The organism is Paraburkholderia steynii, assembly GCF_900100565.1.
Taxonomy (GTDB): domain Bacteria; phylum Pseudomonadota; class Gammaproteobacteria; order Burkholderiales; family Burkholderiaceae; genus Paraburkholderia; species Paraburkholderia terrae.
On record NZ_FNDI01000046.1, the window covers coordinates 25,558 to 48,703 of the forward strand.

The 23,146-nt window shown below is 63.5% G+C and carries 21 protein-coding genes; 11 read left to right on the forward strand and 10 right to left on the reverse strand.

The features are described 5' to 3' along the window. Window positions 1-27: 27 nt before the first annotated feature. Window positions 28-651 (forward strand): septal ring lytic transglycosylase RlpA family protein, encoded by a 624-nt coding sequence (locus BLT65_RS42665; RefSeq protein ID WP_091790151.1) that lies wholly within the window; start codon window positions 28-30, stop codon window positions 649-651. 34 nt (window positions 652-685) lie between these two features. Here BLT65_RS42665 and pdxR read toward each other — a convergent pair whose 3' ends face one another. Beyond that, on the reverse strand, window positions 686-2,254 hold the full coding sequence (gene pdxR / locus BLT65_RS42670; RefSeq protein WP_091790153.1) for a MocR-like pyridoxine biosynthesis transcription factor PdxR: 1,569 nt from the start codon (window positions 2,252-2,254) through the stop codon (window positions 686-688). A gap of 152 nt (window positions 2,255-2,406) precedes the next feature. On the opposite strand from pdxR, the gene BLT65_RS42675 reads away from it, so the two are divergent. The 6 genes from BLT65_RS42675 to BLT65_RS42700 all read left to right on the forward strand — a co-directional run bounded on the left by BLT65_RS42675 (window position 2,407) and on the right by BLT65_RS42700 (window position 7,877). After that, the gene (locus BLT65_RS42675) at window positions 2,407-3,507 is read left to right on the forward strand and encodes an ABC transporter ATP-binding protein (protein ID WP_042315702.1); all 1,101 of its coding nucleotides are present in this window, start codon (window positions 2,407-2,409) and stop codon (window positions 3,505-3,507) included. Between the two features lie 58 nt (window positions 3,508-3,565). Next, window positions 3,566-4,618 carry an ABC transporter substrate-binding protein gene (locus BLT65_RS42680; RefSeq protein ID WP_042315691.1) on the forward strand — a complete coding sequence of 351 codons (1,053 nt, stop codon included), beginning with the start codon at window positions 3,566-3,568 and terminating at the stop codon, window positions 4,616-4,618. An 88-nt stretch (window positions 4,619-4,706) separates the two neighbouring features. Further along, window positions 4,707-5,969, forward strand: a complete 1,263-nt coding sequence (locus BLT65_RS42685) for an ABC transporter permease (protein ID WP_416365585.1) — start codon at window positions 4,707-4,709, stop codon at window positions 5,967-5,969. An 11-nt stretch (window positions 5,970-5,980) separates the two neighbouring features. Then, window positions 5,981-6,820: an ABC transporter permease gene (locus BLT65_RS42690; protein WP_042315690.1), complete on the forward strand. Its 840-nt coding sequence runs from the start codon at window positions 5,981-5,983 to the stop codon at window positions 6,818-6,820. Between the two features lie 168 nt (window positions 6,821-6,988). Continuing rightward, window positions 6,989-7,522 carry a GNAT family N-acetyltransferase gene (locus BLT65_RS42695; RefSeq protein WP_091790154.1) on the forward strand — a complete coding sequence of 178 codons (534 nt, stop codon included), beginning with the start codon at window positions 6,989-6,991 and terminating at the stop codon, window positions 7,520-7,522. A 103-nt stretch (window positions 7,523-7,625) separates the two neighbouring features. Beyond that, complete coding sequence (locus tag BLT65_RS42700; protein ID WP_042315687.1) at window positions 7,626-7,877, forward strand: GlsB/YeaQ/YmgE family stress response membrane protein; 252 nt, start codon at window positions 7,626-7,628, stop codon at window positions 7,875-7,877. A 58-nt stretch (window positions 7,878-7,935) separates the two neighbouring features. Here the strand turns inward: BLT65_RS42700 and BLT65_RS42705 are convergent, their stop codons facing one another. Genes BLT65_RS42705 through BLT65_RS42725 form a run of 5 tightly spaced genes read right to left on the reverse strand, consistent with a single transcriptional unit; the run spans window position 7,936 to window position 13,199 of the window. Continuing rightward, window positions 7,936-9,390 carry an efflux transporter outer membrane subunit gene (locus BLT65_RS42705; protein WP_091790156.1) on the reverse strand — a complete coding sequence of 485 codons (1,455 nt, stop codon included), beginning with the start codon at window positions 9,388-9,390 and terminating at the stop codon, window positions 7,936-7,938. A gap of 11 nt (window positions 9,391-9,401) precedes the next feature. Continuing rightward, window positions 9,402-10,538, reverse strand: a complete 1,137-nt coding sequence (locus BLT65_RS42710) for an ABC transporter permease (protein WP_091790158.1) — start codon at window positions 10,536-10,538, stop codon at window positions 9,402-9,404. Continuing rightward, window positions 10,535-11,500, reverse strand: coding sequence for an ABC transporter ATP-binding protein (locus BLT65_RS42715; RefSeq protein WP_091790160.1), 966 nt, complete (start codon window positions 11,498-11,500; stop codon window positions 10,535-10,537). The genes BLT65_RS42710 and BLT65_RS42715 overlap by 4 nt, the downstream gene beginning before the upstream one ends. Then, on the reverse strand, window positions 11,497-12,471 hold the full coding sequence (locus tag BLT65_RS42720) for an HlyD family secretion protein (RefSeq protein WP_091790162.1): 975 nt from the start codon (window positions 12,469-12,471) through the stop codon (window positions 11,497-11,499). Before BLT65_RS42720 ends, BLT65_RS42715 begins: the two co-directional genes overlap by 4 nt. Further along, window positions 12,468-13,199, reverse strand: coding sequence for a TetR/AcrR family transcriptional regulator (locus tag BLT65_RS42725; RefSeq protein WP_091790164.1), 732 nt, complete (start codon window positions 13,197-13,199; stop codon window positions 12,468-12,470). Before BLT65_RS42725 ends, BLT65_RS42720 begins: the two co-directional genes overlap by 4 nt. 373 nt (window positions 13,200-13,572) lie before the next feature. Here BLT65_RS42725 and BLT65_RS42730 point away from each other — a divergent pair, with 373 nt between their 5' ends. Both BLT65_RS42730 and BLT65_RS42735 read left to right on the forward strand, forming a co-directional pair. Then, complete coding sequence (locus BLT65_RS42730) at window positions 13,573-14,214, forward strand: response regulator transcription factor (RefSeq protein WP_042315678.1); 642 nt, start codon at window positions 13,573-13,575, stop codon at window positions 14,212-14,214. A gap of 41 nt (window positions 14,215-14,255) precedes the next feature. Beyond that, window positions 14,256-14,588, forward strand: a complete 333-nt coding sequence (locus BLT65_RS42735; protein ID WP_244187036.1) for an Hpt domain-containing protein — start codon at window positions 14,256-14,258, stop codon at window positions 14,586-14,588. Between the two features lie 261 nt (window positions 14,589-14,849). Here BLT65_RS42735 and BLT65_RS42740 read toward each other — a convergent pair whose 3' ends face one another. Then, entirely contained in the window at window positions 14,850-16,934 is a 2,085-nt protein-coding gene (locus tag BLT65_RS42740) for a response regulator (RefSeq protein WP_091790170.1), read from the reverse strand. A gap of 9 nt (window positions 16,935-16,943) precedes the next feature. Next, window positions 16,944-17,624 (reverse strand): response regulator, encoded by a 681-nt coding sequence (locus BLT65_RS42745; protein WP_341865856.1) that lies wholly within the window; start codon window positions 17,622-17,624, stop codon window positions 16,944-16,946. Between the two features lie 140 nt (window positions 17,625-17,764). On the opposite strand from BLT65_RS42745, the gene BLT65_RS42750 reads away from it, so the two are divergent. Beyond that, window positions 17,765-18,346 carry a response regulator transcription factor gene (locus tag BLT65_RS42750; RefSeq protein WP_091790174.1) on the forward strand — a complete coding sequence of 194 codons (582 nt, stop codon included), beginning with the start codon at window positions 17,765-17,767 and terminating at the stop codon, window positions 18,344-18,346. 16 nt (window positions 18,347-18,362) lie between these two features. Beyond that, the gene (locus BLT65_RS42755; RefSeq protein WP_091790176.1) at window positions 18,363-18,677 is read left to right on the forward strand and encodes an Hpt domain-containing protein; all 315 of its coding nucleotides are present in this window, start codon (window positions 18,363-18,365) and stop codon (window positions 18,675-18,677) included. 51 nt (window positions 18,678-18,728) lie between these two features. Here the strand turns inward: BLT65_RS42755 and BLT65_RS42760 are convergent, their stop codons facing one another. Together BLT65_RS42760 and BLT65_RS42765 are read right to left on the reverse strand one after the other, a co-directional pair. Beyond that, window positions 18,729-19,805, reverse strand: coding sequence for an OmpA family protein (locus BLT65_RS42760; RefSeq protein WP_091790178.1), 1,077 nt, complete (start codon window positions 19,803-19,805; stop codon window positions 18,729-18,731). A gap of 68 nt (window positions 19,806-19,873) precedes the next feature. Next, on the reverse strand, window positions 19,874-23,146 hold a 3,273-nt coding region (locus tag BLT65_RS42765), incomplete at its 5' end, for a YadA family autotransporter adhesin (RefSeq protein WP_208545896.1).

Here is a 23,146-nt window from a genome sequence, read left to right on the forward strand (position 1 = left end):
GATCCCATTTCGAAGACGAGCCATCGCTTGAAAAAGAACCCGCTGCTACGACGCCTCGGCGCGTCCGTTTCGTTTTTGCTGCTGGCGAGCGCGCTGCCTGCGTCGGCATCGGCGGCTGCCGGGAAGCATAAGCCGGTTGATCCGAAGTTGCGTCCCAAGGCGAAAAACGCGCAGCATGGCGCGCGAACGGAGCCGCATCACGATGCAGAGCGCAACGCGCCCGTCGATCCCAGAACCCACGCCAACCGCGCCGCGCATGCCGTGCATCTGGCGCATGCAGCGAGCGCGAAAGGGCACACGTCCCGCTTCAGGCAACCGGGGCTCGCGTCGTGGTATGGCCGTGGTTTTCACGGTCATCGGACGGCGAATGGCGAGCACTACGACATGTATGCGATGACGGCCGCGCATTGGACGTTACCGCTTGGATCATATGTACGCGTGACGTCGCTGGCGAGTTCGAAGTCGGTGGTGGTGCGCGTCAACGACCGTGGACCCTACGCGCGCGGCCGCGTGATCGATCTGTCGTATCTCGCCGCAGCGGCGCTCGGCATGCATCGCGCGGGCGTGACGAAGGTGTCGATCGAGCGGGTGGAGAAGCCCGAAGCGGAGCGCATCGCGCATCGACCGATGCATCTGACGACGAACGGCTAGTAACGCGTTCGACGCGTCGCGCGAGGGTGCCCTGCTAAGCCGCCCGCGTCGGCGCGGCCGTCGTCTTAAACGCAGTCCTTTCGATCACGTTCGCGAGCGTATCGAACGCCGGCCCGATGCGATCGTTCGGCACGCATGCGTAGCCGAGCAGCAGGCCGCTTCGCGCCGGCGTTTCGCTGTTGTAGTACGCGGCGAGCGGCCGCACGATCACGCCCGCGTCGTACGAAGCGGCCGTCACCTCGCGGTCGTTCGCGTCGTCCGGTAGGCCGAGCACCAGATGCAGGCCCGCTTCGTCGCCCATCACGGGCAGCGCGTCGCCGAAACGCGCGGTGATCGCGTCGATCAGGATCTGGCGGCGCTCACCGTACAACGCGCGCATGCGTCGCACGTGCGATGTCAAATAGCCGTCCATGATGAACTCGGTCAGCACGGCCTGCTGCATCAGTTGTCCTTCGCGATACAACTCGGCGACGCCCGTGCGAAACGTATCGACGAGATGTTCCGGCGCGATCATGTAGCCGATCCGCAAACCCGGAAACAGCATCTTCCCCAAGCTGCCGACATAGATCACCTGGCCCGCGTCGTCGAGCCCTTGCAGCGACGCGAGCGGCCGGCTGCCGTAACGGAACTCGCTGTCGTAGTCGTCCTCGATGATCCACACGCCATGCTGACGCGCGTATTCGAGCAGCGTGCGGCGGCGCGCGAGGCTCATCACCATGCCGAGCGGATACTGATGCGACGGCGTGACGAGCGCGATGCGCGGCGGCGCCTGCAAGTCGGATTCGCGCGGATTCAGGCCTTCTTCATCGACGGGCACGGGCGCCAGCGTCAGGCCCGACGACTGCAGCACGCTGCGCGCGCCCCAATAGCAAGGTTCCTCGACCCACGCGCGGTCGCCGACGTCCGTGAGCAGCCGCACGGCGAGATCGATCGACTGATGAATGCCCGTTGTGATGATGATCTGGTCGGGCGTGCATTTCACCGAGCGCGCGACGCGCAGATAGTCCGACAACGCGCGCCGCAGCGGACGATAGCCGCCGCCCGGCGCATACGTCAGCAGATCGGGATTCGCTTCCTTCCAGAGCTTGGCCTGCAGGCGGCTCCATGTGCGCGCCGGAAACTCGGCGACGTCCGGTACGCCGGGCATGAACGCGCCCCATTGCCTCGCCGACACGCCCGCCTGGCGGATCAGGCGAGCACCGCGCGTGGACAGGCTGCCGCGTGCGGGTGCAGCGGGCTGCGCGAGGTTCGCGCCTGGCACCACGCCGCTGATTGTGCCGATAGAGCCACTCGCGGCCGTTGGCGCCTTGCGCGCGTTGACGGCGGCCGTGTCCGGCCGCGTGTCGGCGACATAGGTGCCGCTGCCCGTGGTCGATAACACATAGCCTTCTGCCGTGAGCTGGTCGTAGACATGCAGCACCGTATTGCGCGCGATGCCGAGGTCCGACGCGAGCATACGCGAGCTGGGCAGCTTGGCGCCGGGCAGCAACTGGCCCGTCAGAATGGCCTGCTGCATCAGTCCGAGCACTTGTCGATAGACGGGTTCGCCAGCCGTCCGGTCGAGCCGCGCGGCGAGCCAGTCCGACAGGATCACCGTATCCAAGTGGTTCTATCCGGAATTATGAAATGGTTCCCTATTGTAGAACCGTAACGGGCTATAGTGGATCACGCAATCGATGCAAATCGTTAAAACGGGTGGAACCAAATGTGCGTAGAAACCCGTAGAGATGCAGCTAAAGCATGGAGACGGACACGATGAAAACCGAAGACGTAATCGTCAGCTTTCGGGGTGTGCGCAAGACGTATGACGGCGAAACGCTCGTCGTCAAGCAACTCGATCTCGACATCTATCAAGGCGAATTCCTCACGTTGCTCGGACCCTCCGGTTCCGGCAAGACGACTTGCCTGATGATGCTCGCAGGCTTCGAATTTCCGACGGGCGGCGAGATCTGGCTCGATGGACAACTGCTCAACAACGTGCCGCCGCACAAGCGCAACATCGGCATGGTGTTTCAGAACTACGCGCTGTTTCCGCATCTCACTGTCGAGCAGAACGTCGCGTATCCATTGACGGTGCGCAAGCTTCCCGCCGACGAACGCGCGCACAAGGTCAACAACGCGCTGAAAATGGTGCGCATGGAAGGCTTTGCGAAGCGTTATCCGGCGCAACTGTCGGGCGGTCAGCAGCAGCGCATCGCGCTGGCGCGCGCGCTCGTGTTCGAACCCAAGCTCGTGCTGATGGACGAGCCGCTCGGCGCGCTGGATAAGCAGTTGCGCGAGCACATGCAATACGAACTCAAATCGCTGCACGAAAAGCTCGGCGTTACCTTCGTCTACGTGACGCACGATCAGGGCGAAGCGCTGACCATGTCCGACCGCGTCGCTGTGTTCGACAAGGGCATCGTCCAGCAACTCGATACCGTCAACAGTCTTTACGAGGCGCCATGCAACGAGTTCGTCGCGAACTTCATCGGCGATAGCAACCGGCTGCGCGGCACGATTGCGAATGTCGACGGCGACTACTGCGAGTTTCACCTGATCGACGGAACGCGCCTGGTCGGGCGGAATATCGGTGGCGCGCAAGCGGGCGCGCAAGGCGTCGCGTGCATCCGGCCGGAGCGGATGAAGCTCGCACCCGGCGCAGTGAGCGGAGCGAAGCCGGGCGCGAATGCGGTGGCGGGCGAAGCGCGCGGGCTCATTTATTTCGGCGATCACGTGCGCATGCGCTGTGGTTTGCCGCAACAGGACGAGTGCTTCGTGAAGGTGCCGCTCGGCACGGAAGCACTCGACGGTTTCGCGCCGGGCGCGCCCGTCGCGCTCGAATTCGCGCCGGAGCATCTGCGCGTGTTCGCGTGAGTAGAAACACAACAACGTCCACGTCGTAAGCAGTTCATCACACCAAAGAGGAACCATCATGAAGAAGATCGTGCAATCGCGCTGTGCCGTGGCTGTCGGCGCTGTCCTCATCGCGCTCGGCGCCGTTGCTCAGGCGAACGCGGCGGAACTGACGGTCGTGAACTTCGGCGGCGCGAATGGCGACGCGCAGAAGGCCGCATTCAACCAGCCGTTCGAGGCGCAAAGCGGCTCGAAAGTGACGGCTGTCGAATACAACGGCGAGCAGGCCAAAGTGAAGGCGATGGTCGAAGCGAAGCATGTGAACTGGGACGTCGTCGAAGTCGAATCGGGCGACCTCGGCCGCGGCTGCGACGAAGGCCTGTACGAAAAGCTCGACTGGTCGAAGCTCGGCAAGAAGTCGGATCTGATTCCCGAAGCGCCGCAAACGTGCGGCGTCGGCATTTTCGTGTGGTCGACGGCAATGGCGTACAACGCCGACAAGCTGAAGACGGCGCCCGCGAGCTGGGCTGACTTCTGGGACACGAAGAAATTCCCGGGCAAGCGCGGCATGCGCAAGGGCGCGCGCTACAACCTGGAGTTCGCGCTGATGGCCGACGGCGTCGCGCCGAAGGACGTCTACAAGGTGCTCGGCACGAAGGAAGGCCAGGACCGCGCATTCAAGAAGCTCGACGAGCTGAAGCCGAATATCCAGTGGTGGGAAGCGGGCGCGCAGCCGCCGCAGTTCCTCGTCGCGGGCGACGTGGTGATGTCGACGGCATATAACGGCCGTATCGATGCCGCGCAGAAGGAAGGCAAGAACCTGAAGGTAGTGTGGAACGGCAGCATCTACGACCTCGACTACTGGGCAATGCCGAAGGGCACGCCGAACAAGGCGCTGGCCGAGAAGTACATCGCGTACACGATCTCGTCGAAGCCGCAGCAGGAATACGCGAAGCACATCGCGTATGGCCCGGTGAATGAATCGGCGATCAAGTCGCTCGACGCGAAGACGCTCGCCAATCTGCCGAACTCGCCCGCCAACGGCAAGAACGCGGTGCTGCAGAACCTGACGTTCTGGACCGATCACGGTGATGAGCTGGAACAGCGCTTCTCGTCGTGGGCGTCGAAGTAAGTCCGGGGTGAATGCGATGCGGCATCCGCACAGGGAAGCCGCATCGCTGTAGCAAGTTGCATTGACGCAGGAGAAACCTGTGACGACGATCACGATCGCCGCCGACCCGGCCCCCGAGTCGACCAACAAACTCAAGCGCGAGCTGAAAGCCGCCGAAGCGAAGAAGCGCGCGATGGCGCTGCTGCTGATCGCCCCGCTCGCGATTTTTCTGCTGCTGATCTTCGTCGTGCCGATTGGTGCGCTGTTGACGCGCGCCGTCCAGAACCCGGAGATTGCGGCAGCATTGCCGCACACGGTGACGGCGCTGCGCGACTGGGATCGCAAGTCCGCGCCAAATGACGCCGCGTACGCCGCGCTCGCCACCGATCTCACCGCTATAGCCGATGGCGAAGCAATGGGCGCGCTTGCACGGCGCCTGAACACGGAGATTCCGGGGTATCGCTCGCTCGTCGCGAAGACGGCGCGCGCGATGCCGCTGAACGACGACGCGGGCCACGCGCTGCCGCCCGCGCAGGTCAAGGCGAAGATTCTCGAAGTCGACGAACGTTGGGGCGATGCGAAATACTGGCAAGCGATTGCCAAAAACGGCAGCACGATTTCGCCGTTCTATCTGCTCGCCTCGCTGGATCACAAGCAGGACGCGTTCGGCCACATCATTCCGACCGACCCCGAGCAACAGATCTATCTCGCTGTGTTCAGCCGCACGTTCGTGATCGGTTTCGCGGTGACGGTGTTCGCGTTGCTGCTCGGTTATCCGCTCGCGTACTGGATTTCGACGCTCAACGAACGGCGCGCGAATCTCGTGATGATCCTCGTGCTGATTCCGTTCTGGACGTCGATCCTCGTGCGCGTCGCTGCGTGGATCGTGATTCTGCAGAGCGAAGGTCTCGTCAACAAGGCGCTGATCGGCTCGGGGCTGATACATGATCCGCTGGCGTTGCTGTTCAATCGCGTCGGCGTCTATATCTCGATGACGCACATTCTGCTGCCGTTCATGATCCTGCCGCTCTACAGCGTGATGAAGTCGATTCCGCCGACCTATCAGCGAGCGGCTATTTCGCTCGGCTCGCATCCGTTCGCGGCGTTCTGGCGCGTGTATGTGCCGCAGACTTATCCGGGCATCGGCGCGGGTGCGCTGCTGGTGTTCATTCTCGCGATCGGTTACTACATCACGCCGGCGCTGCTCGGCGGACCGAACGATCAGATGGTCAGCTACTACGTCGCGTACTTCACCAACGTGACGATCAACTGGGGCATGGCGTGCGCGCTCGGCGGGCTGCTGCTCGCGGCGACGCTCGTGCTGTATGTGATCTACGGACGCTTCACGCGTTCGAACGTGAGCCTTGGTTGAGGAGCGACGCGATGAAATTTGCCAAACCGATGTTCGCGCCGCATACGTCGATAGTCGAGCGCGTGTGGTACTTCACGCTGCGCGGACTTGCCGTGCTGACGCTGCTGTATCTGATCCTGCCCGTGCTCGCGATCGTGCCGCTGTCGTTTTCGTCGAGCACGTTTCTCGTCTATCCGATTCCCGGCTGGTCGCTGCGCTGGTATCAGAACCTGATCGCCTCCGACGAATGGCGGATGGCCGCGAAGAACAGCTTTATCGTCGCGCCGTCGGCGACCGTGCTGGCAACGGTGCTTGGCACGCTCGCGGCGATCGGTTTGACGAAGGCGAACTTCAAGGGCAAGGCGCTGCTGATGGCGATCCTGATCTCGCCGATGATCGTGCCCGTAGTCGTGGTCGGCGTTGGCATGTATCTGTTCTTTGCGCCGCTGGGACTGGCCAATACGTATATTGGCTTGATCATGGCGCATGCGTCGCTTGGCGTGCCGTTCGTCGTGACGACGGTGGCGGCTACATTGCAGGGCTTCAACTACAACCTCGTGCGGGCAAGCCTGTCGCTCGGCGCGAACCCGGTGAAGACGTTTTTCAGTATCACGCTGCCGGTGATCGCGCCGGGCGTGATTTCAGGCGCGCTGTTCGCGTTCGCTACATCGTTTGACGAAGTGGTCGTCACGCTGTTCCTCGCGGGCGCCGATCAGACGACGTTGCCGCGGCAGATGTTCACCGGCATTCGCGAGAACATCAGCCCGACCATCGCCGCGCTGGCGACGATTCTTATCGTGTTTTCGACCTGCCTGCTGCTTGCGCTCGAATGGTTGCGTGGAAGAAATGCGGCGCGGGCGGTGGCGGCGTGAGCAAACCCGTTTGAGTTATGTCATTGCGGTCGCACGTCTATCTGCACTACGACCGCTCCCACGATTGCGCTTTTCACGCGCGTTTGTCATAAATTGTCAGAGCTTCACTAGTTGACCTGAAAGTTCCTGTATAGCTCGCTATCGGACACTTTCTGGAATTATGAAGCAATGCTTTGCGAGGCTCTGACACTTCGGTCTTTGAACGAAACCGACGCCGCTGCGTTCACAAAACTGCGGCTCAAGGCCATCGACGATTCCCCATCTGCGATCTGGCCGACCCTCGAAGAAGAGCGCACGCGGCCGCTCGACGCTGTCGCCGCGCAAATACGGCAGACGCCTGAACAGATCGTGTTCGGCGTATTCGATCAGTACATGCTGATCGGAATCGCCGGTCTCAAACAGGAGCCTTACGCGCAGTTACGTCACAAGGGCGTGCTGTGGGGCTTGTTCGTTCATCCTCTGTATCGGAATGTGGGCGTCGCGCGCGAATTGCTCGGGGCCGCGTTGACGCATGCATGCACTATGCGCATGCGGCAGATTCATCTTCGCGTCAATACCGAGAACCATCGTGCGCGGCGGCTTTATATGACGAGCGGATTTACTGGCTATGGCATCGAGCGCCGCGCGATGTGCGTGAACGGGCGTTACTTCGATGAAGAGAACATGGTGTTGTTTCTGGATGGTGAGAATACCGCCGCGTAGCACTCAACAACCGCTCCAAGTCGTGACAAACGTTGACAACTCAGGTCGAGCGCTGCGTTAAAACTACAGCCCTTATCACTCACAGTGGAAACCTGAGAAAACTATGGAACACGGAATCATTGCCTGGCTGATCATCGGCTGTATCGCGGGCTGGCTTGCTAGTGTGCTGGTGTCGGGCAGCGGCTATGGCGTCCTCCTCGATATCGTCGTCGGCATTGTGGGGGCGTTTATCGGCGGCTGGCTGTCGGGCGTGCTGCATATCTCGCTTGGCAGCGGATGGATCGGTTCGACGATCACGGCGTTCATCGGCGCTGTGATCCTGCTGTTCGTCATCCGGCTTTTCCGGCGCGGCTGATTTGCATTCGACGCGCAGAGAACAAACCCGGCTTCGGCCGGGTTTTTCATCTCTGCACCTATCGCTTCGCCGTCTGATCGGCCGACGCACCAGGCGTCATCCCACCTAGCGCCTGAAACAGCGCTGCCGTATCCGCGAGACGATCAGCCTGTGCGCGCGTCCTGTCGAGCGCCGTCTGCAACGCCTGGCGCTGCGTATCGATCAAGCTGAACTGACTGACGCCGCCCGCCGCATACTGTGCCTGCGCGATCGTTACGCTTGCCTGCGCTTCCGACGCCGCATCATCGCGCGCCTGCAATTCGCGCGCGTCATCATTCAACGCGTGCAGCGTATCGGCGACCTGCTGGAGCGCCTGCAACACCGTCTGCCGATACGACGCAAACGCCGCGTCATAAGCCGCCTGCGCAGCGCGCTTTTTCGCGCGCAGTTCGCCGCCATGAAAGATCGGCTGCGTCAGATTCAGGCCGAGGTTCCACACGTTCAGGCTGTTGACGACATCTTCGATGCGCGTGCGCTCCGAGCCGATCCCCGCCGACACGATGAACTGCGGATACAGGTTCGCCGTCGCGACGCCGACATTCGCGCTAGCCTGATGCAACAGCGCTTCCGATGCGCGGATGTCTGGCCGTTCGCGCGCGAGCGTCGACGGCAGCGTGACGGGTACGGTGTCGGGCAGATGCAGCGCATCGAGCGTGATCTCGTTGAAATCCGCTTGCGACGGCGCGACGCCGAGCAAAATCGCGAGCTGATGATCGGCTTGCGCGAGTTGCGTCGTCAGCGGCGGAATCTGCGCGCGCGTCTGCGCGAGCAGCGTGCGCTGTGTTCGCACGTCGAGTTGCGCGACGCCGCCCGCCGCGTACCGTCCTTCGACGATCGTCAGTTGATGCGCCTGTGCATCCGCGAGTTGCTGGGTCAGCGCGAGTTGCTGTTGCAGCGACGCGCGCCGGATCGCCGTTGACACGACATTGCCCGCCAGCGACAAGCGCGCGGCATCGAGCTCATACGTCTGATAATCGACTTGCGCGAACAAGGCTTCGAGCGCGCGCCGATTGCCGCCGAAAATATCGAGCGCATACGACACGCTCACCGACGCATTGAACAGCGTGAACGGCCCGGGGTTCGGCACATTTGGAATGCCGAACGCAGCGGGATTCACCTTTTGCCGCGTGCCGGACAGCGTCGCATCGATGGTGGGGAACTCGGTCGCGCCTGCTTGCGCGATGTAGTTCTCGCGCGCTTCGACGAGTTTCGCGCGCGCTTCGTCGAGTGTCGGGCTGTGTTGCAGCGCCGTGTCGACGAGACGGTCCAGCGCGTCGGAGCGAAACTGCGTCCACCATGCGGGCAGCGCGTTATTCGCGGCGACGAGCGTTTGCGTGACACCTGCGGCCTGCGTGGCGGCGGGCAGCGCTTCACGCGTGTAGGACGGCGCGTCGGGCGCGGCAGGCGTATGAAAGTCGGGGCCGACCGCGCAGCCGCACAGCGCGAGCGCGGACAACAGCACGTAGTGTTTCATCGTCGAGCCTCCTAATCCAGCGTGCGCCGATAGAAACGCACGGCAATGGCCAACACGACGGCTGTGAAGATCGCGACGGGCCACACAGATGGCCACAGTTCGACCCAGCCATTGCCCTTGAGCAGAATGCCGCGCACGAGCCTGTTGAAGTACGTGAGCGGCAGCAGATTGCCGATCCATTGCGCCCACACGGGCATGCCTGCGAACGGAAACATGAAACCCGACAGCAGCAGGCTCGGCAGAAAGTAGAAGATGGTGAGCTGCATCGCCTGCAACTGGTTCTGCGCAATCGACGACAACGTAATGCCGACCGTCAGGTTCGCCGCGATGAAGAGCAGCGCGGCGATATACAACGCGATCAGACTGCCGACGAACGGCACATGGAAGACATAACGCGCCGCCGTCAGAATGATCGACGACTGTACGAGCCCGATGGCGATATACGGCACCAGCTTGCCCGCGATCACCTCGATCGGCAGCACGGGCGTCGCGAGCAGGTTTTCCATCGTGCCGCGCTCTCGTTCGCGGGTCATCGCGAGGCCCGTCATCATGACCATCGTCAGCGTGAGGATCGTGCCCATCAGGCCCGGCACGACGTTGTATTGCGTGACGCCCTCGGGGTTGTACAGCTTGTGGATCTGCACGTCGAACGCGGCGGGCCCGCCGTTCAGATGCGCGAGCGGCCCGGTGATGTCCTTGTCCGCGACCGACTGCACGAGACCGGGCAACGCGGCGAGCGGCGCCTGTGTCGCGGTTGGATCGGTGGCGTCGGCTTCGACGAGCAGCGCGGGCCGTTCGCCGCGCAAGAGCCGCCGCGAAAAATCGACGGGAATCGACACGACGAAGGTCACGTCGCCGCGTGCCAGCGCCTCGCGTGCCGCGGCGTCGTCGGGCAGCGTATCGACGATATGGAAATAGTCCGAGTTCTTCATCGCCGCGACAAAGCTGCGCGAGAACTGGCTCTGCTCGCTGATGACGACGGCCGTGCGCAGATGCTTCGGGTCGGTATTGATCGCGAAGCCGAACAGCGCGAGCTGAAGAATCGGCAGGCCGACGATCATGCCAAATGTGATGCGGTCGCGCCGCAACTGGATGAACTCCTTGAGGACGATGCCCCACCAGCGCGTCACGGAGAATAGACGGTTCACGATGACTTCCCGTAGTTATCGGCCGAGCGGCTCATCATGTAGATGAAGACGTCTTCGAGGCCGGTTTGGATCGGCTCGATCCGCACGGGCAGGCCGGACGTCACCTGTCGGATCGCCTTTTCGAGGGCGGCGTGGTCGTGGCCGCTTGCGTGCAGCGCGGAGCCGAATACGACGGTCTGATCGACGCCAGGCGTCTTGCGCAACTGTTCGGATAGCTGCGTCAGACGCTCGCCGTGAATCGCCCACGTGGCGAGCGCCTGCGAATCGATCACCTGCTGTGCCGTGCCTTGCGCGAGCAGTTTGCCGTACGCGATATACGCGAGCTTGTGGCAGCGCTCCGCTTCGTCCATGTAGTGCGTGCTGACCAGCACCGAAATGCCTTGCGCGGCGAGCCGGTGCAATTCTTCCCAGAAGTCGCGGCGCGCAGTCGGGTCGACGCCTGCTGTCGGTTCGTCGAGCAGCAGCAGCTTCGGTTCGTGCAGCATGCAGGCGGCGAGCGCAAGCCGCTGCTTCCAGCCGCCCGACAGCGCCCCTGTCATCTGGTCCGCGCGCGTCTGCAAGCCGAGCGTTTCGAGCGCGCGATCCACCTTCTCCTTGCGGTCGCGCATCTGATAGATACGCGCGACGAAGTCAAGATTCTCGCGGATCGTCATGTCTTCCCAGTACGAGAAGCGCTGCGTCATGTAGCCGACGTTGCGCTTGATCTGCGCGCTGTCGCGCACGATGTCGTAGCCGAGGCAGGTGCCGCTGCCGGAATCCGGCGTGAGCAGGCCACACATCAGGCGGATCGACGTCGTCTTGCCGCTGCCGTTCGGGCCGAGAAAGCCGAAGATTTCGCCGTGCGCGACTTGCAGCGTGACATCGTTGACGACGTGCTTGTCGCCGAAGTGCTTGTTGAGGTTGTGTACGTCTATGGCGAGCGAGCCTTCCGCCGAACCTTGCGCCCCGTTCTGCGTGCTCATCGCAAGGTCACCGAAACAGGCTGGCCGGGATGCAGGCGCGGCGCGTCGTCGACGGAAGGATGCGCTTCGACCATGAAGACGAGCTTCGCGCGGCTCTCGTTGCTATAGATGACGGGCGGCGTGTATTCCGACGAACTCGACACGTACGTGATCTTCGCGTCGATATCCGACGCGCAGCCGTCGCAATGGACCGTCAGCGCGCGGCCGGGGGCGAGCGAGCCGACCACGGTTTCGGGCACGAAGAAGCGCACCTTCACGTTTTGCGGCGGCAGCATCTGCACGACGGGGTTGCCCGCCTGCACCCATTCGCCGACACGGTACAGCGTGTCGTAGACGCGGCCTTTGGCGGGCGCGTTCACACGCTTCTGGTCAAGCTTCCATTGCGCCTGCGCAACGGCCGCCTGCGCCGCTTCGACCTGCGCGGTCTGCGCGAGCAATTGCTGCGAGCGGCCCGGCAACCGCGCGACCTGCACTTCGTGCGTCAACTCGCGCACCTGCGCGTTGGCGGCGTCGGCGGCGGCGCGCGTATCGTCGAGTTGTCCCTTCGGAATGCCGCCCACGCGATACTGCGCTTCGTCGCGCGTCAATTGCAGCGCGGCCTTGCGCGCGTTCGCCACGGCCTGCGCGAGCTGCGCCTTCGTCACGTCGATTTCCGGCGGGCGCTTGCCTGTCTGGATGTCCGCCAATTGCGCGCGGGCGGCGGCGAGCTGTTGTTGCGCCTGTTGCAGCGCGGCTGTTTCGTCGACGGATTCGAGCGCGAAAACGGGGGCATTCGCTGTGAGCTGATCGCCGCGCGCGACGTCGAGTTGCGTCAGCTTGCCCGATTGCGACGAGCCGAGATACACGAATTCCCCTTCGACGTAGCCTTGCCACGTATTGTCGTCGCGATGCGAGCACGCGCCGAGCACGCTGCATGCCATGAGCGCGGCAAAAATCCGTACGACGTGCGCGGATGAACGTGAATGCTTCATGAGCTGGACCTCGTGGATGGGCGGCGTGTCGCGGTGTCCGCTTTTTTCGCGGCCGGCTTGCGTGCGGCGCGCTCCGCCGGCGGATTCATGCCGCCGAGCAGCAGGGCCGTGACGTGCCGCTGCAGCGTGTCGCGCTCGATAGCCGGAAAGCCGCGAATGCTTTGCCACATCTTCGCGGCCGCTTGCGGCAGCATCACGAGCGCGAAGAGCGAGTTGAACATCAACAGCGGCTCTAGCTCGGGATTCACCGCGCCTGCGTGCTGCGCTTCCTTGATGCGGGCGCCGAACCGCTTGATGTTGTCGAACGGAATGCGCGTGACCATGCGATCGCGCAGCATCCCGCCTTCGTTAACGACCTCGCGCAGCCAGAGCGGCGGCAGCCACGGCATGCGGCCCGTCACGTCGAAAAGACGCTTGACGAACTCGGCCACCATCACGAACGGATCGTCGCTCGAATCCTCTCCGGCAGCGCTCCAGACAAAACCGACGGACGGGGCGAGCCGCTCTTCGACGATCGCGTCGAGCAGCGTCTCGCGATTCGTGAAGTAGTAATGCACGAGCGCGGACGTGACCTCCGCGGCGGCGGCGATCTGCGCGACGGTGGTGGCCGAGATGCCGCGCTCCGAGAAAAGGCGAGTGGCGGTATCGAGCAGATGCTCGCGCACGTCGAAATTCTCGACGGCGGGGCGGCGCCCGCGCGGTTTGGTCGGTTGACGTTTCGTGTTCATGGGACGCAAGCTTAATTGACGAGTTAGTTAAATTCAAGCGGGTTTACCTCGAGTGCGGCAACTCGCCTCGCGCTGGATGTCGCAAGTCATCACCCATGGCAGGCGAGCGGCGCCGCAATGCGCTTCGCCATGCACAAGCGAAATTTCGCTCGTCTGATATACCCTTTCATGCCACGAGCAATATTGGAAATTGAATAACAAATAAACTGGAAAAAAGCCGTGAAGAAAGATATGGAATGCAGAATATTCCGCAGAATAATCACGTTGATAGTGACTTAGAATAATCGACGTGTATAAAGGCATGTAGTCGATAAACACGCTATGTGAGCAGCGCGATAACACGTGAGTCAAAAGAAAATCAGGAGAACGTCAGTTGGCTTCTATATTGATAGTGGACGATCACCCGGCGTTTCGGCTGGTTATCAAGACTCATCTGTTGCAATTGCTCGGCACACAGGAAGTATTTGAAGCAGACAACGGTCAGTCCGCAATGGAAATGGCGCGTCAATTCGCGCCCGACCTTACCATTCTCGATCTGGATATTCCGCGCATAAATGGCCTCGATGTGCTCGCGCGCCTGAAAACCGCGCATCCGTCCATGCGCGTACTGATTCTGTCGAGCCACGATGCGTCCACGTTCGTGTCCCGTGCCATGCGCGCGGGTGCGCAAGGCTTCGTCAGCAAGTCGCAGGACGTGAAGGAGATCATGCGCAGTGTCGAAGCCGTCATGTCGGGCTACAGCGTGTTTCCCGTCGCGCCTTCCGCGAGCGTCGGCGCGGCTGGACGGGGCGTCGTCGAAGAGCGCAAGCTCGAGTTGCTTTCCGACAAGGAACTGGTGATCCTGCAGATGCTCGCCAAGGGCATGTCCAACAAGACGATCGGTGACGCGCTCTTCATCAGCAACAAGACGGTCAGCAGTCACAAGACGCGGTTGATGACCAAGGTGGGCGTCGCAACGCTCGTCGATCTGGTCGATTTCGCGCGGCGCTGTGGCATCGCCGCGGCCCGGCAATGACGGCGGCATGCTCGCGCGGTTTTTGCGGCCATGCGGTGGACATGAATGCGCTGCAGGAACGAATCAATGCGCTCGCGCTCGGCGATCACGCTGTTGCACGGGACGTGACGAGCGCGCTCATTGAAACGAACCACGCAACGCTTCTCTACATGTCCGCAGCCCGTAACAGCGAAGCATGGAACGAGTTGGGCCACGCCGCGCATCGTCTGGCGGGTTCGTTGCGGATGTTGCAATGCAGGCGGGAAACCGCACTGGCGCTGCGTCTGGAGCGTGCCGCGCTCAAGCACGACGCGCTGACGGCCGTCGCGTTGCTGCCGGGCGTGACGGAAGCAATTACTGCCTTGAACGAAAAGCTCGACGCGCTGCTTGCATGACAGACCGAAGAGCGCACGGCGTGACGCTGTGTCTATCGTTGGCTGTGTAGCAATTAATACTTATGTGCGACGAAACAGGCATTTTCTCCTGCTAAGACGAAACGGCACCCTATACTGATCAATAGCGTGTCTGAGCGGCCTTCCCCGGGGCTACATCGACCAGCCGCGCTAACCGCGCACGGTTCTCAGATCGTCTCCACCGTGTCTCGTGGTGTTTGGGCCCGCGTTCTGCGGGCTTTTTGTTGTCATGAGCGCGCCGTGTTACGGTCCGACTCTCCGCCGCGAACTGTGGCCATCAAGCTCCGTCATCTGCGCTCTCATCCGCGCGACGAGTCCGTCGATCAACACGTTGTCGACAGGTTCCCGCGCGCTGCTTGCCCGTTGCAGCGCACTCACCAGGCCGCGATTTCCGACCACCCCGAGCGCGCCTGCGAGCTTATGCAGCACGCGGCGCACGCCTGGCTCGTCGCCCGATGCGCGGCGCTCCTCCAGATCCACGAGGTCGTTTTCCATAGACTGCTGCCAGTCGCGCAGCAGGCCGCCGACGTCCACGCCTTCAGCAGCAAGCGAATCGAGCTCGGTGAAGTCGTAACGCTCGAGACGTGCCGCGCGATGCCGCGACGTGGCGGGAAGCAGACGCCTGAGGGCGGCGTCGAGCGCGCTCAATCCGGCCGTCTTGACAAGCGTCGCGCCGAATAGCGCGCGCTCCGTGTCGGCCAGCTTCGCGTCGGCATTTGCCGACATCAGGATTATCGGCAGGCCAGGTCCCGAACCGCCGGACGTCGCGCGAACGTGACGGGCGAGCTCTACGCCGCTCATGCCGGGCATCTGCAGATCGGTGACGAGCAGACCGACGGCTTCGCGGCTCAGCACGTCGAGCGCTTCGTCGCCCGAGCTGGCGACGAGGCAGCGGTATCCGAGCACGTCGAGTTGCCGGGCGAGCACTTTGCGGTTGACTTCGTTGTCGTCGGTGACGAGGATGGTGGGTCGTCCCGACGAAGGACGGGCGGGCGCCTGGGCGCGCATGGCAGGCGCCTGGACTGGCACGGCACGCGCGCCGCAGATGCGCCTGAGCGCCGTCCACGACAACGGATTGAGCGACAACTCGATCATGCCGCCACGTTCGCGCATGCCACCAGGCAAAGCGTTGCGCGTGACGGTGATGATGCGCTTCTCGCCATACGGCGACGGCGGCTGCCCAGCTTCGGCAAAACGAAAGTCGATGCGCACGGGCGGCTGCGCGTCGGACGGCAACGTCGTGATGCCCAGCTTTTTCAGCAACTCGCAAATCGCCACGCGATCTTCATACGCTTCGATGTCGACAATGGCAAAGCGACGCTCGTGCTCTGGCACGGGCCAATCGTGACGCTCGATGGTACACGGCGCATGGAGCGCGACGCAGACGCCAACGCTCTTGCCTTCGAGGATCGTGATGTCGCCGCCCATCTTTCGCGCGATCACGCGGGCTAGCACGAGGTCGGGATGCTCGCGCACATTTGCGGGTTCCTCTATCGCCTGATGCCCGCGCGAATGCGTGTCGTTCGACGTCGATGCCGCGCCGTTGATGCCGATCACGATACGCTGCGCGCCCGGGCCCAGCGACTCCGCGCGCGCGGCGAGCGTGACGACGCCCGCACCTCCCGTTTCGATCGCGTAAGCAAGCAGGTTGTACACAACCTGGCCAAGCCGCGCGCGGTCGGCAAGCACGCATGCGGCAACCGATCGGTCGATACACGCTTGCAGCCGCGATGACTTGCGTGCCGCGACAGGCGCGACGAGCAGCGCGACGCCGTCGATCAGCTCGCGCAGATCGACGAGGTCTTCATCGAAGACGATATCGCGATCGGCGGAAGGAATGTCGTCGAGCGTGTCCTGCGCAACGAACGCGAGCGTTTCGGCTGCGCAGCGAATCGCACCGACCCCGGCATTCGCGAAACCTGCATCGGCATCGAGACGCTCGCTCAACGCCTGCACGCACGGCACGATCCTGCGCCGCGCGAGTCGCAGCGTATCGACGTGTTCATCGTGCGCTGCTGCGCGCGCGGCCTGAGCGGCTTCGTCCTGCGAGCGGGCGGATTCCGCCGCATGTACCGCGTTGTCCTCTTGCGCCTCACGCAGCGACGCGTCCAGATGGTCGATCTCAAGCGTCAATGCGCGCCGTTCCTCGTCGTCCCGTGCAGCGGCGCGCAGGCCGCGCGCCAGCAGAAGCAGCATTGCTGCCGTGCTGCCCGCAAGCGGTTCATTCCACGCGGCGAACGATCCGAACAGCGCGAGCGCCCCGATGGGCGCGTGCCAGCCAAACGTGCGGGCGAGCAACGATGCGATGCCGGACGGATGCGGGTTCATGCTGGCGCGTCAGTCGATCAGCTTGTTCAGCGTCGCAAACTCGATCAGCGCGGCGAGCGACGACAGGCCCAGCTTTTCGTACAGTCTCGTTTTGTACGTGCTGACCGTCTTGTCGCTGAGGAACAGGCGGCCCGCGATTTCCTTGTTGCTGATGCCGCGCGCGAGATACTGCAGCACTTCCATCTCGCGCGGCGACAGCACATCGAGGCTGCCCGCCTTGCCCGTATGCGGCGCGTGCGCGGGAAAGCAGTCGAAACCGAGCAGCACCGTGCGTGCGGCCGTCAGCATTTCCGTCAGTTCGCGGCCCTTGCTCACGTAGCCGTTCGCGCCCGCTTGCTGCGTGTGTAGCGACATCACGTGATCCGGCTTCGCGGACAACACGAGTATGTGCATGCCATCGTCCTGCGCGCGAATGCGGCGGATCATCGACAGCCCATCGAGGCTGGGCAAGTCAAGATCGAGCACGACCAGATCCGGATTCAGCGCTAGGACCATTCTCAATCCTTCCTCGCCGTCGCCAGACTCTCCTACGATCTGCAGTTCCGGATCCGATCGAAACACACTTGCGATTGCGCCGCGAATCATTGGGTGGTCATCAACGATGACAATTCTTTTCATCTTTGGCCCATTTCTTATCATCCTGACCCGAAAACATGCTGTCTTCTGAGAGATCACTGCAGGAAAAATCATGTACGATTCTAGCAAAGCGGTGAACTATGGATTACTGATTAAGTATAGAGACCGCTCACTATCTATCGTAAGACAGGTCCTACATTCTTACTTTGAATCCACTCGATATCTCTCACAATTCCAAGCGTTTTAGGACGCTGGTGGTCGACGATCATCCGGTGATGCGGCGCGCGCTGCGATACGTTCTCGATGAATCGGACGATTTCGACATGGTTGCGGAGGCAGGTTCCGTGGCCGAAGCGCTGGCGTCAGCGGCCACGACGGAGCCTGCGCTCGCGATCGTCGACCTGCGCCTGCCCGACGGCGACGGGCTTGATCTGATCGCGCGGTTGCGCGACGCGCGCCCCGACTTGCGCGTGCTCGCCTTTTCGTCCGTCGACGAGCGGCTCAATGCCATGCACGTTCGCAGAGCCGGCGCGCATGGCTTCGTCAGCAAGCTTCGCGATCCTGATGAACTGATCGCCAGCTTGAGACTGGTGATGATCGGCTATACCTGCTTTTCCTCCGAGCTGGTCGAGCCGGCGGGCGTCGCGTTATCGCGGCGCGAGACATCGGTGCTGCACCGGCTGATTCGCGGTCAGAGCAATGTCGATATTGCGGCTTCGATGAATCTGAGTCCCAAAACAGTCAGTACGTACAAGATGCGTCTTATGCAAAAGCTCGAATTGCAGAACGTCGTCGATCTGGTCGAGTACGCGAAGACAAACGGGCTGACGAACTAGCAACGGGTACACGTCGATGACGGACGGATGGGCGCGTGTGCTCGCCGAAGGGCCAGGCGATCTTCATGCAATGCTGCTGCAAAGCGTATACGCAGACCTGCGCGCGGCATTCGATGCAGTCGAGCTCCACGACGTGTCGCGTGTCGCGTATCTCGCGCACCGGCTGAAGGGTTCGGCGCGGCTCGCGGGCGACGAGCCTGCCCTGGCGTTGTGCGCGTCGCTGGAAAAAGTGGCGCAGGCGGGGGACATCGCTCACATCCGCTTGTTGCTGATGCAGGCCGAGCGCGCATTCGGCATTGGGTTGCGCGCCCGAGGGGACCCGGTGAGCTAAACCGCGCGTCGCGCAAACGCGCGACGCGTCGGCTGTTAGCGGGTTAGCGGGTTAGCGCGTGGGAGCGGCTAAGGCCGAACCACCGCGCGTAAAGCTCAGCTCGACGCGCCGGTTGGGCGCGAGGCAGCGGATCAATTGTTGCCGGTTGCGCTCGTCGCATTGCACGAGCGGGTTCGTGCTGCTCATACCTTGCGCGCTGATCGGCGCATCGATGCCGCTCGCCGTGAGGTAGCGCTTCACCGTCTCCGCACGCGTCGCGGAGAGCCGCCGGTTAAACGCGTCGCTGCCAAGCCGGTCCGTGTAGCCTTCGACACGAATGGCCGTCACGTCGCCGGCCTGCTTCATGTCGCGTATCAGCTGATCGAGCCTGGCTTGGCCTGCGGGCAACAACCCCGCGATGTCGCCGCGATCGAACGCGAACGTCGCGTCGCCTTCCAGCGTGACCTTCGGCGCGAGTCCAACGGGCTGCACGGCGATGGGCGGCGTACACGCGGCAAGCGCCGCATCGATCTGCGGTAGGGTCTTCGTCACGTCGTCCACACGCTGCGCGCTGGCCGTGAAATTGCGTGTCCACGCCTCGTGTCCCGCGTGGATCATGCCGACTTCGTCGCAGGCGGTCAGGCGCTGTGCCGGCACGCAGGACGCAAACGCGGGTGATGCCTTGGCCGTAAGGATCTGCTTCCAGACGTCGGGCCGCACCACGGCCGACGTACGCAAATCCGGATTGTCGACGACGAGGCCGCCGCCCGTTTCAAGCCCCGACGCGAGACGGCTGGCTTCGCGCAACGCTTCTTCGACGAAGCCCCAGTGGTTCCAGTGCGAGCGCTCGTCGCGCGCGGCGTCGAGCCAGCATTGCGCCTTGAAGCCGAAATAGTTGTCCCTGCGCGGGCCGAGCGCGTCGAGACGCTTCTGGATCGAATCGATCGCGCTGGCGTTGTCGGCGGTGCGATAGGTCTCGAGCCATGCGGGCGTCGCCGCGCCTGCCGTGTTGTCCTGCGTCGCGCCGATCCCGCGTTTCAGGACGGTTGGGTTCTGCACCTGCAGCGCGTCGCGCGAGGCCGTCGACGCGCAGCCGGCGACGAGCGCCGACAACGCGACGCACGCCCCCGTCATCAATGAATGCTTCATGTGTGATTCCATCAGGAAAGGGCTGCGCGGCCCGTTGTCGAGCCGCGCAGCCCGGTCAGGTCAACGGATCAGTCGCCGAATACGATGCCGACACCCGCGCGGACGATCGTGCTGTTGCCGCCCGCGCTCGACACGCCGAGGTTGTAGTTCACCGACCCCTTCTCGTTCCAGCGCGATACGCCCACACCGAGCGCCGCCGTGCCGCGATAGCCGGCTACGCCTGCATTGAGCGTCGTGCGGCCGGGCAGATACGGCGTGACGATGTTGAGCGCCGACGCAGCCGCGATGCCGCGCTTATTGTCGCGATCCATGTCCTGCATGCTTTTGTAGACGCCGCTGATCGCGCTGTTCATCTGGCCGAGGTTGACGGCATCCGTTGCCGCCGTGCCTGCCGCGACGTTGGTGATCTGCCGTTCGGAGCCAACCGCGCCCATGGAGACGCTGTTGTCGCGATCGGCCACCGAGTTAGCGCCGAGCGCCACCGCATTGGTCGCGGGCGCCGATGCCGCCACGCCGAGTGCGACCGACTGATCGCCCGCCGTCGCCGTGCGCGCGCCGATCGCAATTGCCCCACTGCCCGACGCGTTCGCGCCGTTGCCGATCGCAATCGCGTCTGTACCTGTCGCGGTGCCCACGGGCAGGTCGTTGGCCACGGGCAAAGGCATGGGTGTCGGCGTGTAGTTCGTGATCTGCGTGGACACGTAGCTCTGCATTTGCCGCAGGTTCACGGCATCGAGCGCATCGACGGCATCCGCGACGTTCTTCAACTGCGTCGGCGAGCCGCCCGCGTTGAACGTGACGCTCGACTTCGACGCGCCGTCATAGGCGACGAGCGCGTTGGTCACGAGACCCGTCGACGGATCGACGGCAATGCCCGCTGCCTTCAGTTGCTTCAGGTTGACGGCATCGCTGTCGGCCTTCGCATCGGCAAGGTTCGTCAGCGTGACGGGCGTGCTCGCGCCCGCGCCGCCGAGCGTGACCTTGTTGCGCGCAGACGAGTCATACACGACGCCGTTCGGGTTGCCGCCCGTGGCGAGCGCGGAATCCACGGCGGAGAGGGCCGTGCCGACGTTGTTGTAAGTCGAGCCGCCAATCGTGTAGGTCGGCGCCTTGACCTTGCCGTCCGCGCCGACCGTTGCGCCGCTGCCCAGCGCGCCGGCCACGGTGCTCGCCGCGTTGTAGAGCTGCGCGCCGTTGATGGCTTCCGTGCTGTTGGCTGCCAGCAGGCCGGGCGCGACGTTCGCAAGCGTGACGGGTGCGCCCGTCGCGCCGCCGAATGTGACGCGGGAATGCGCGGCCGTGTCGTACGAAACGGCATCGGGCGAAGCGCCGCCACCCGAGGCGGCTGCGGCGTTGAGCGCCGCGCCGACGTCGCTATAGGTCTGTCCGCCGATCGTATAAACCGGCTTCGTGACCGAGCCGTCGCTCGCGATGCCGGCGCCGCCGCCGAGCACCGTCGTGATGCCCTTGAGCTGCGACACGTTGACGGCGTCGGTATTCGACGTGCCTGCCGCGACGTTGACGATCTGGCGTTGCAGCGTGTCGCTGCCAACCGAGATCGTGTTGGCGCGGGCCGCAACGGAGTTCGCGCCGAGAGCCACGGAATTCGTGGCGGGTGTGAGCGTCATCGAGCCGTTGCCGAAGGCGATCGAGCCCGTGCCGTTGGCATCCGCGTTGGCGCCGAAACTCATCGAACCGGCACCGATGGCAGATGCCATGTAGCCGAGCGCCACGGCGTTTTCGGCGCCGAAGCCTGTCGATGCGCCCGTGCCAATGACAGTCGCGTTGATGCCGAGCGCGGCCGAGCCTTGACCGACGGCGGTGGCGCCTTCGCGCGCGGCCCCCGCGCCTGCCCCGACGGCCGTGGACTTGTTGCCGCCTGCCGTTGCCAACGTGCCGACGCTGGTCGTATTCGCCGCTGTCGACGTTGCGCCTGGCCCGATCGCGAGTGCGTTCGGGTCGTTGGACGTCAGCGTCATGTTGGTCGTCGTCGTGGTCGGGCTGACGGCGATGAAGTCGAGCGGGTTGGGGGCGCCCAACAGCATCGAACGCGGCGCGTTCGTCGCATGCAGCATCTGGCCCTGCAGTTCGGAGAACTGGTGCATCGTGACGGCGTCGGTCGACTCGATGCCGTCCGCGACGTTCGTAATGCGGCGCTGCAGCTCGGCGGAGCCGACCGACACGATGTTTTCCGCCTTGGCTACTGACCCGGCGCCCAGTGCCACCGAGTTGGACGCCGAAGTTTGCGCGTTAAAGCCAATTGCGACGGTGAGATCGTTTCGTGCGATTGATCCGGACCCAAGTGCCATGGCGTAGTTACCGTTGGCAGCAGAACCAGCGCCGAGCGCCATCGCGAATTCGCCGGAGGCCACAGCCGGCGCATCATCGTCGGCGATTCTTGGCGGAACGACCTTGAAGTACTTCAGGTTGGTGGTGGCGGCGTTCACTACGGTGCCAATCGCCGAAAGCGCATTGCCGACATCGTTATACGAATTGCCGCTGATCACATACGTCGGCGGCGCAATCTTCCCATCGCTGCCGAGCGCCGCACCGCCGCCCAGCGCCGCCGCCGTCGTGCTCGCGACGTTGTACAGCTGCGAGCCGTTGATGGCATCGCGGCTCCCCGAAGCGATCGCGCCCGGTGCGACGTTCTTCAGCGCGACGGGTGAAGTCGCCGTCGTGCCGCCGAGCGTCACGCTGTTGTGCTGCGCGCTGTCGTATGTCACCGCCTCAGCGAGCACGCCGCTCGACGACGCATCGACGGCAGACCTGAGCTGGCTCACGTTGACGGCATCGGTGTCCGCCGCGCCCGCTGCGACGTTCGTCACGCGCCGCTCGTTGCCAGCCGATCCGACGGAGACTTCACCGACAGGTGTCGTGCCCGCGAGCTGCGTCGTTCCCGGCTGATAGGCGGGTGTCGTCAGCGTCGCGGTCGTCGACGAATTGGCGCCGAGCGCCACTGAATTCGCCGCACCTGCCTGCGCGTTCTGGCCGATCGCGATCGAGTTGGAACGGTCGGCCAACGCACCCGCACCGATCGAAACGGCGCCTGTGTCGCTGGCCTGCGCGTTGCCGCCGATCGCGATTGCATCTTGACCGCTCGCAAGCGAATCGTCGAGTGACGAATTGGCGTGGAAATACTTGATGCCGCCGCCTTCGACGAGAGTGTTGTAGTAGTTCACGACGTTGTTGACGCTCGCGCCGATGTTCGCAACGTTCTGGTTCGTCTGGTAGAGCTGCGAGCCGTTGACGGCATCGGTGCTGTTGGCATTGAGCGCGCCCGCAATCAGGTTGGTGATCTTCGTTCCGCTTGCGCCCTTGAGCGTGACCGATGCTTTCGA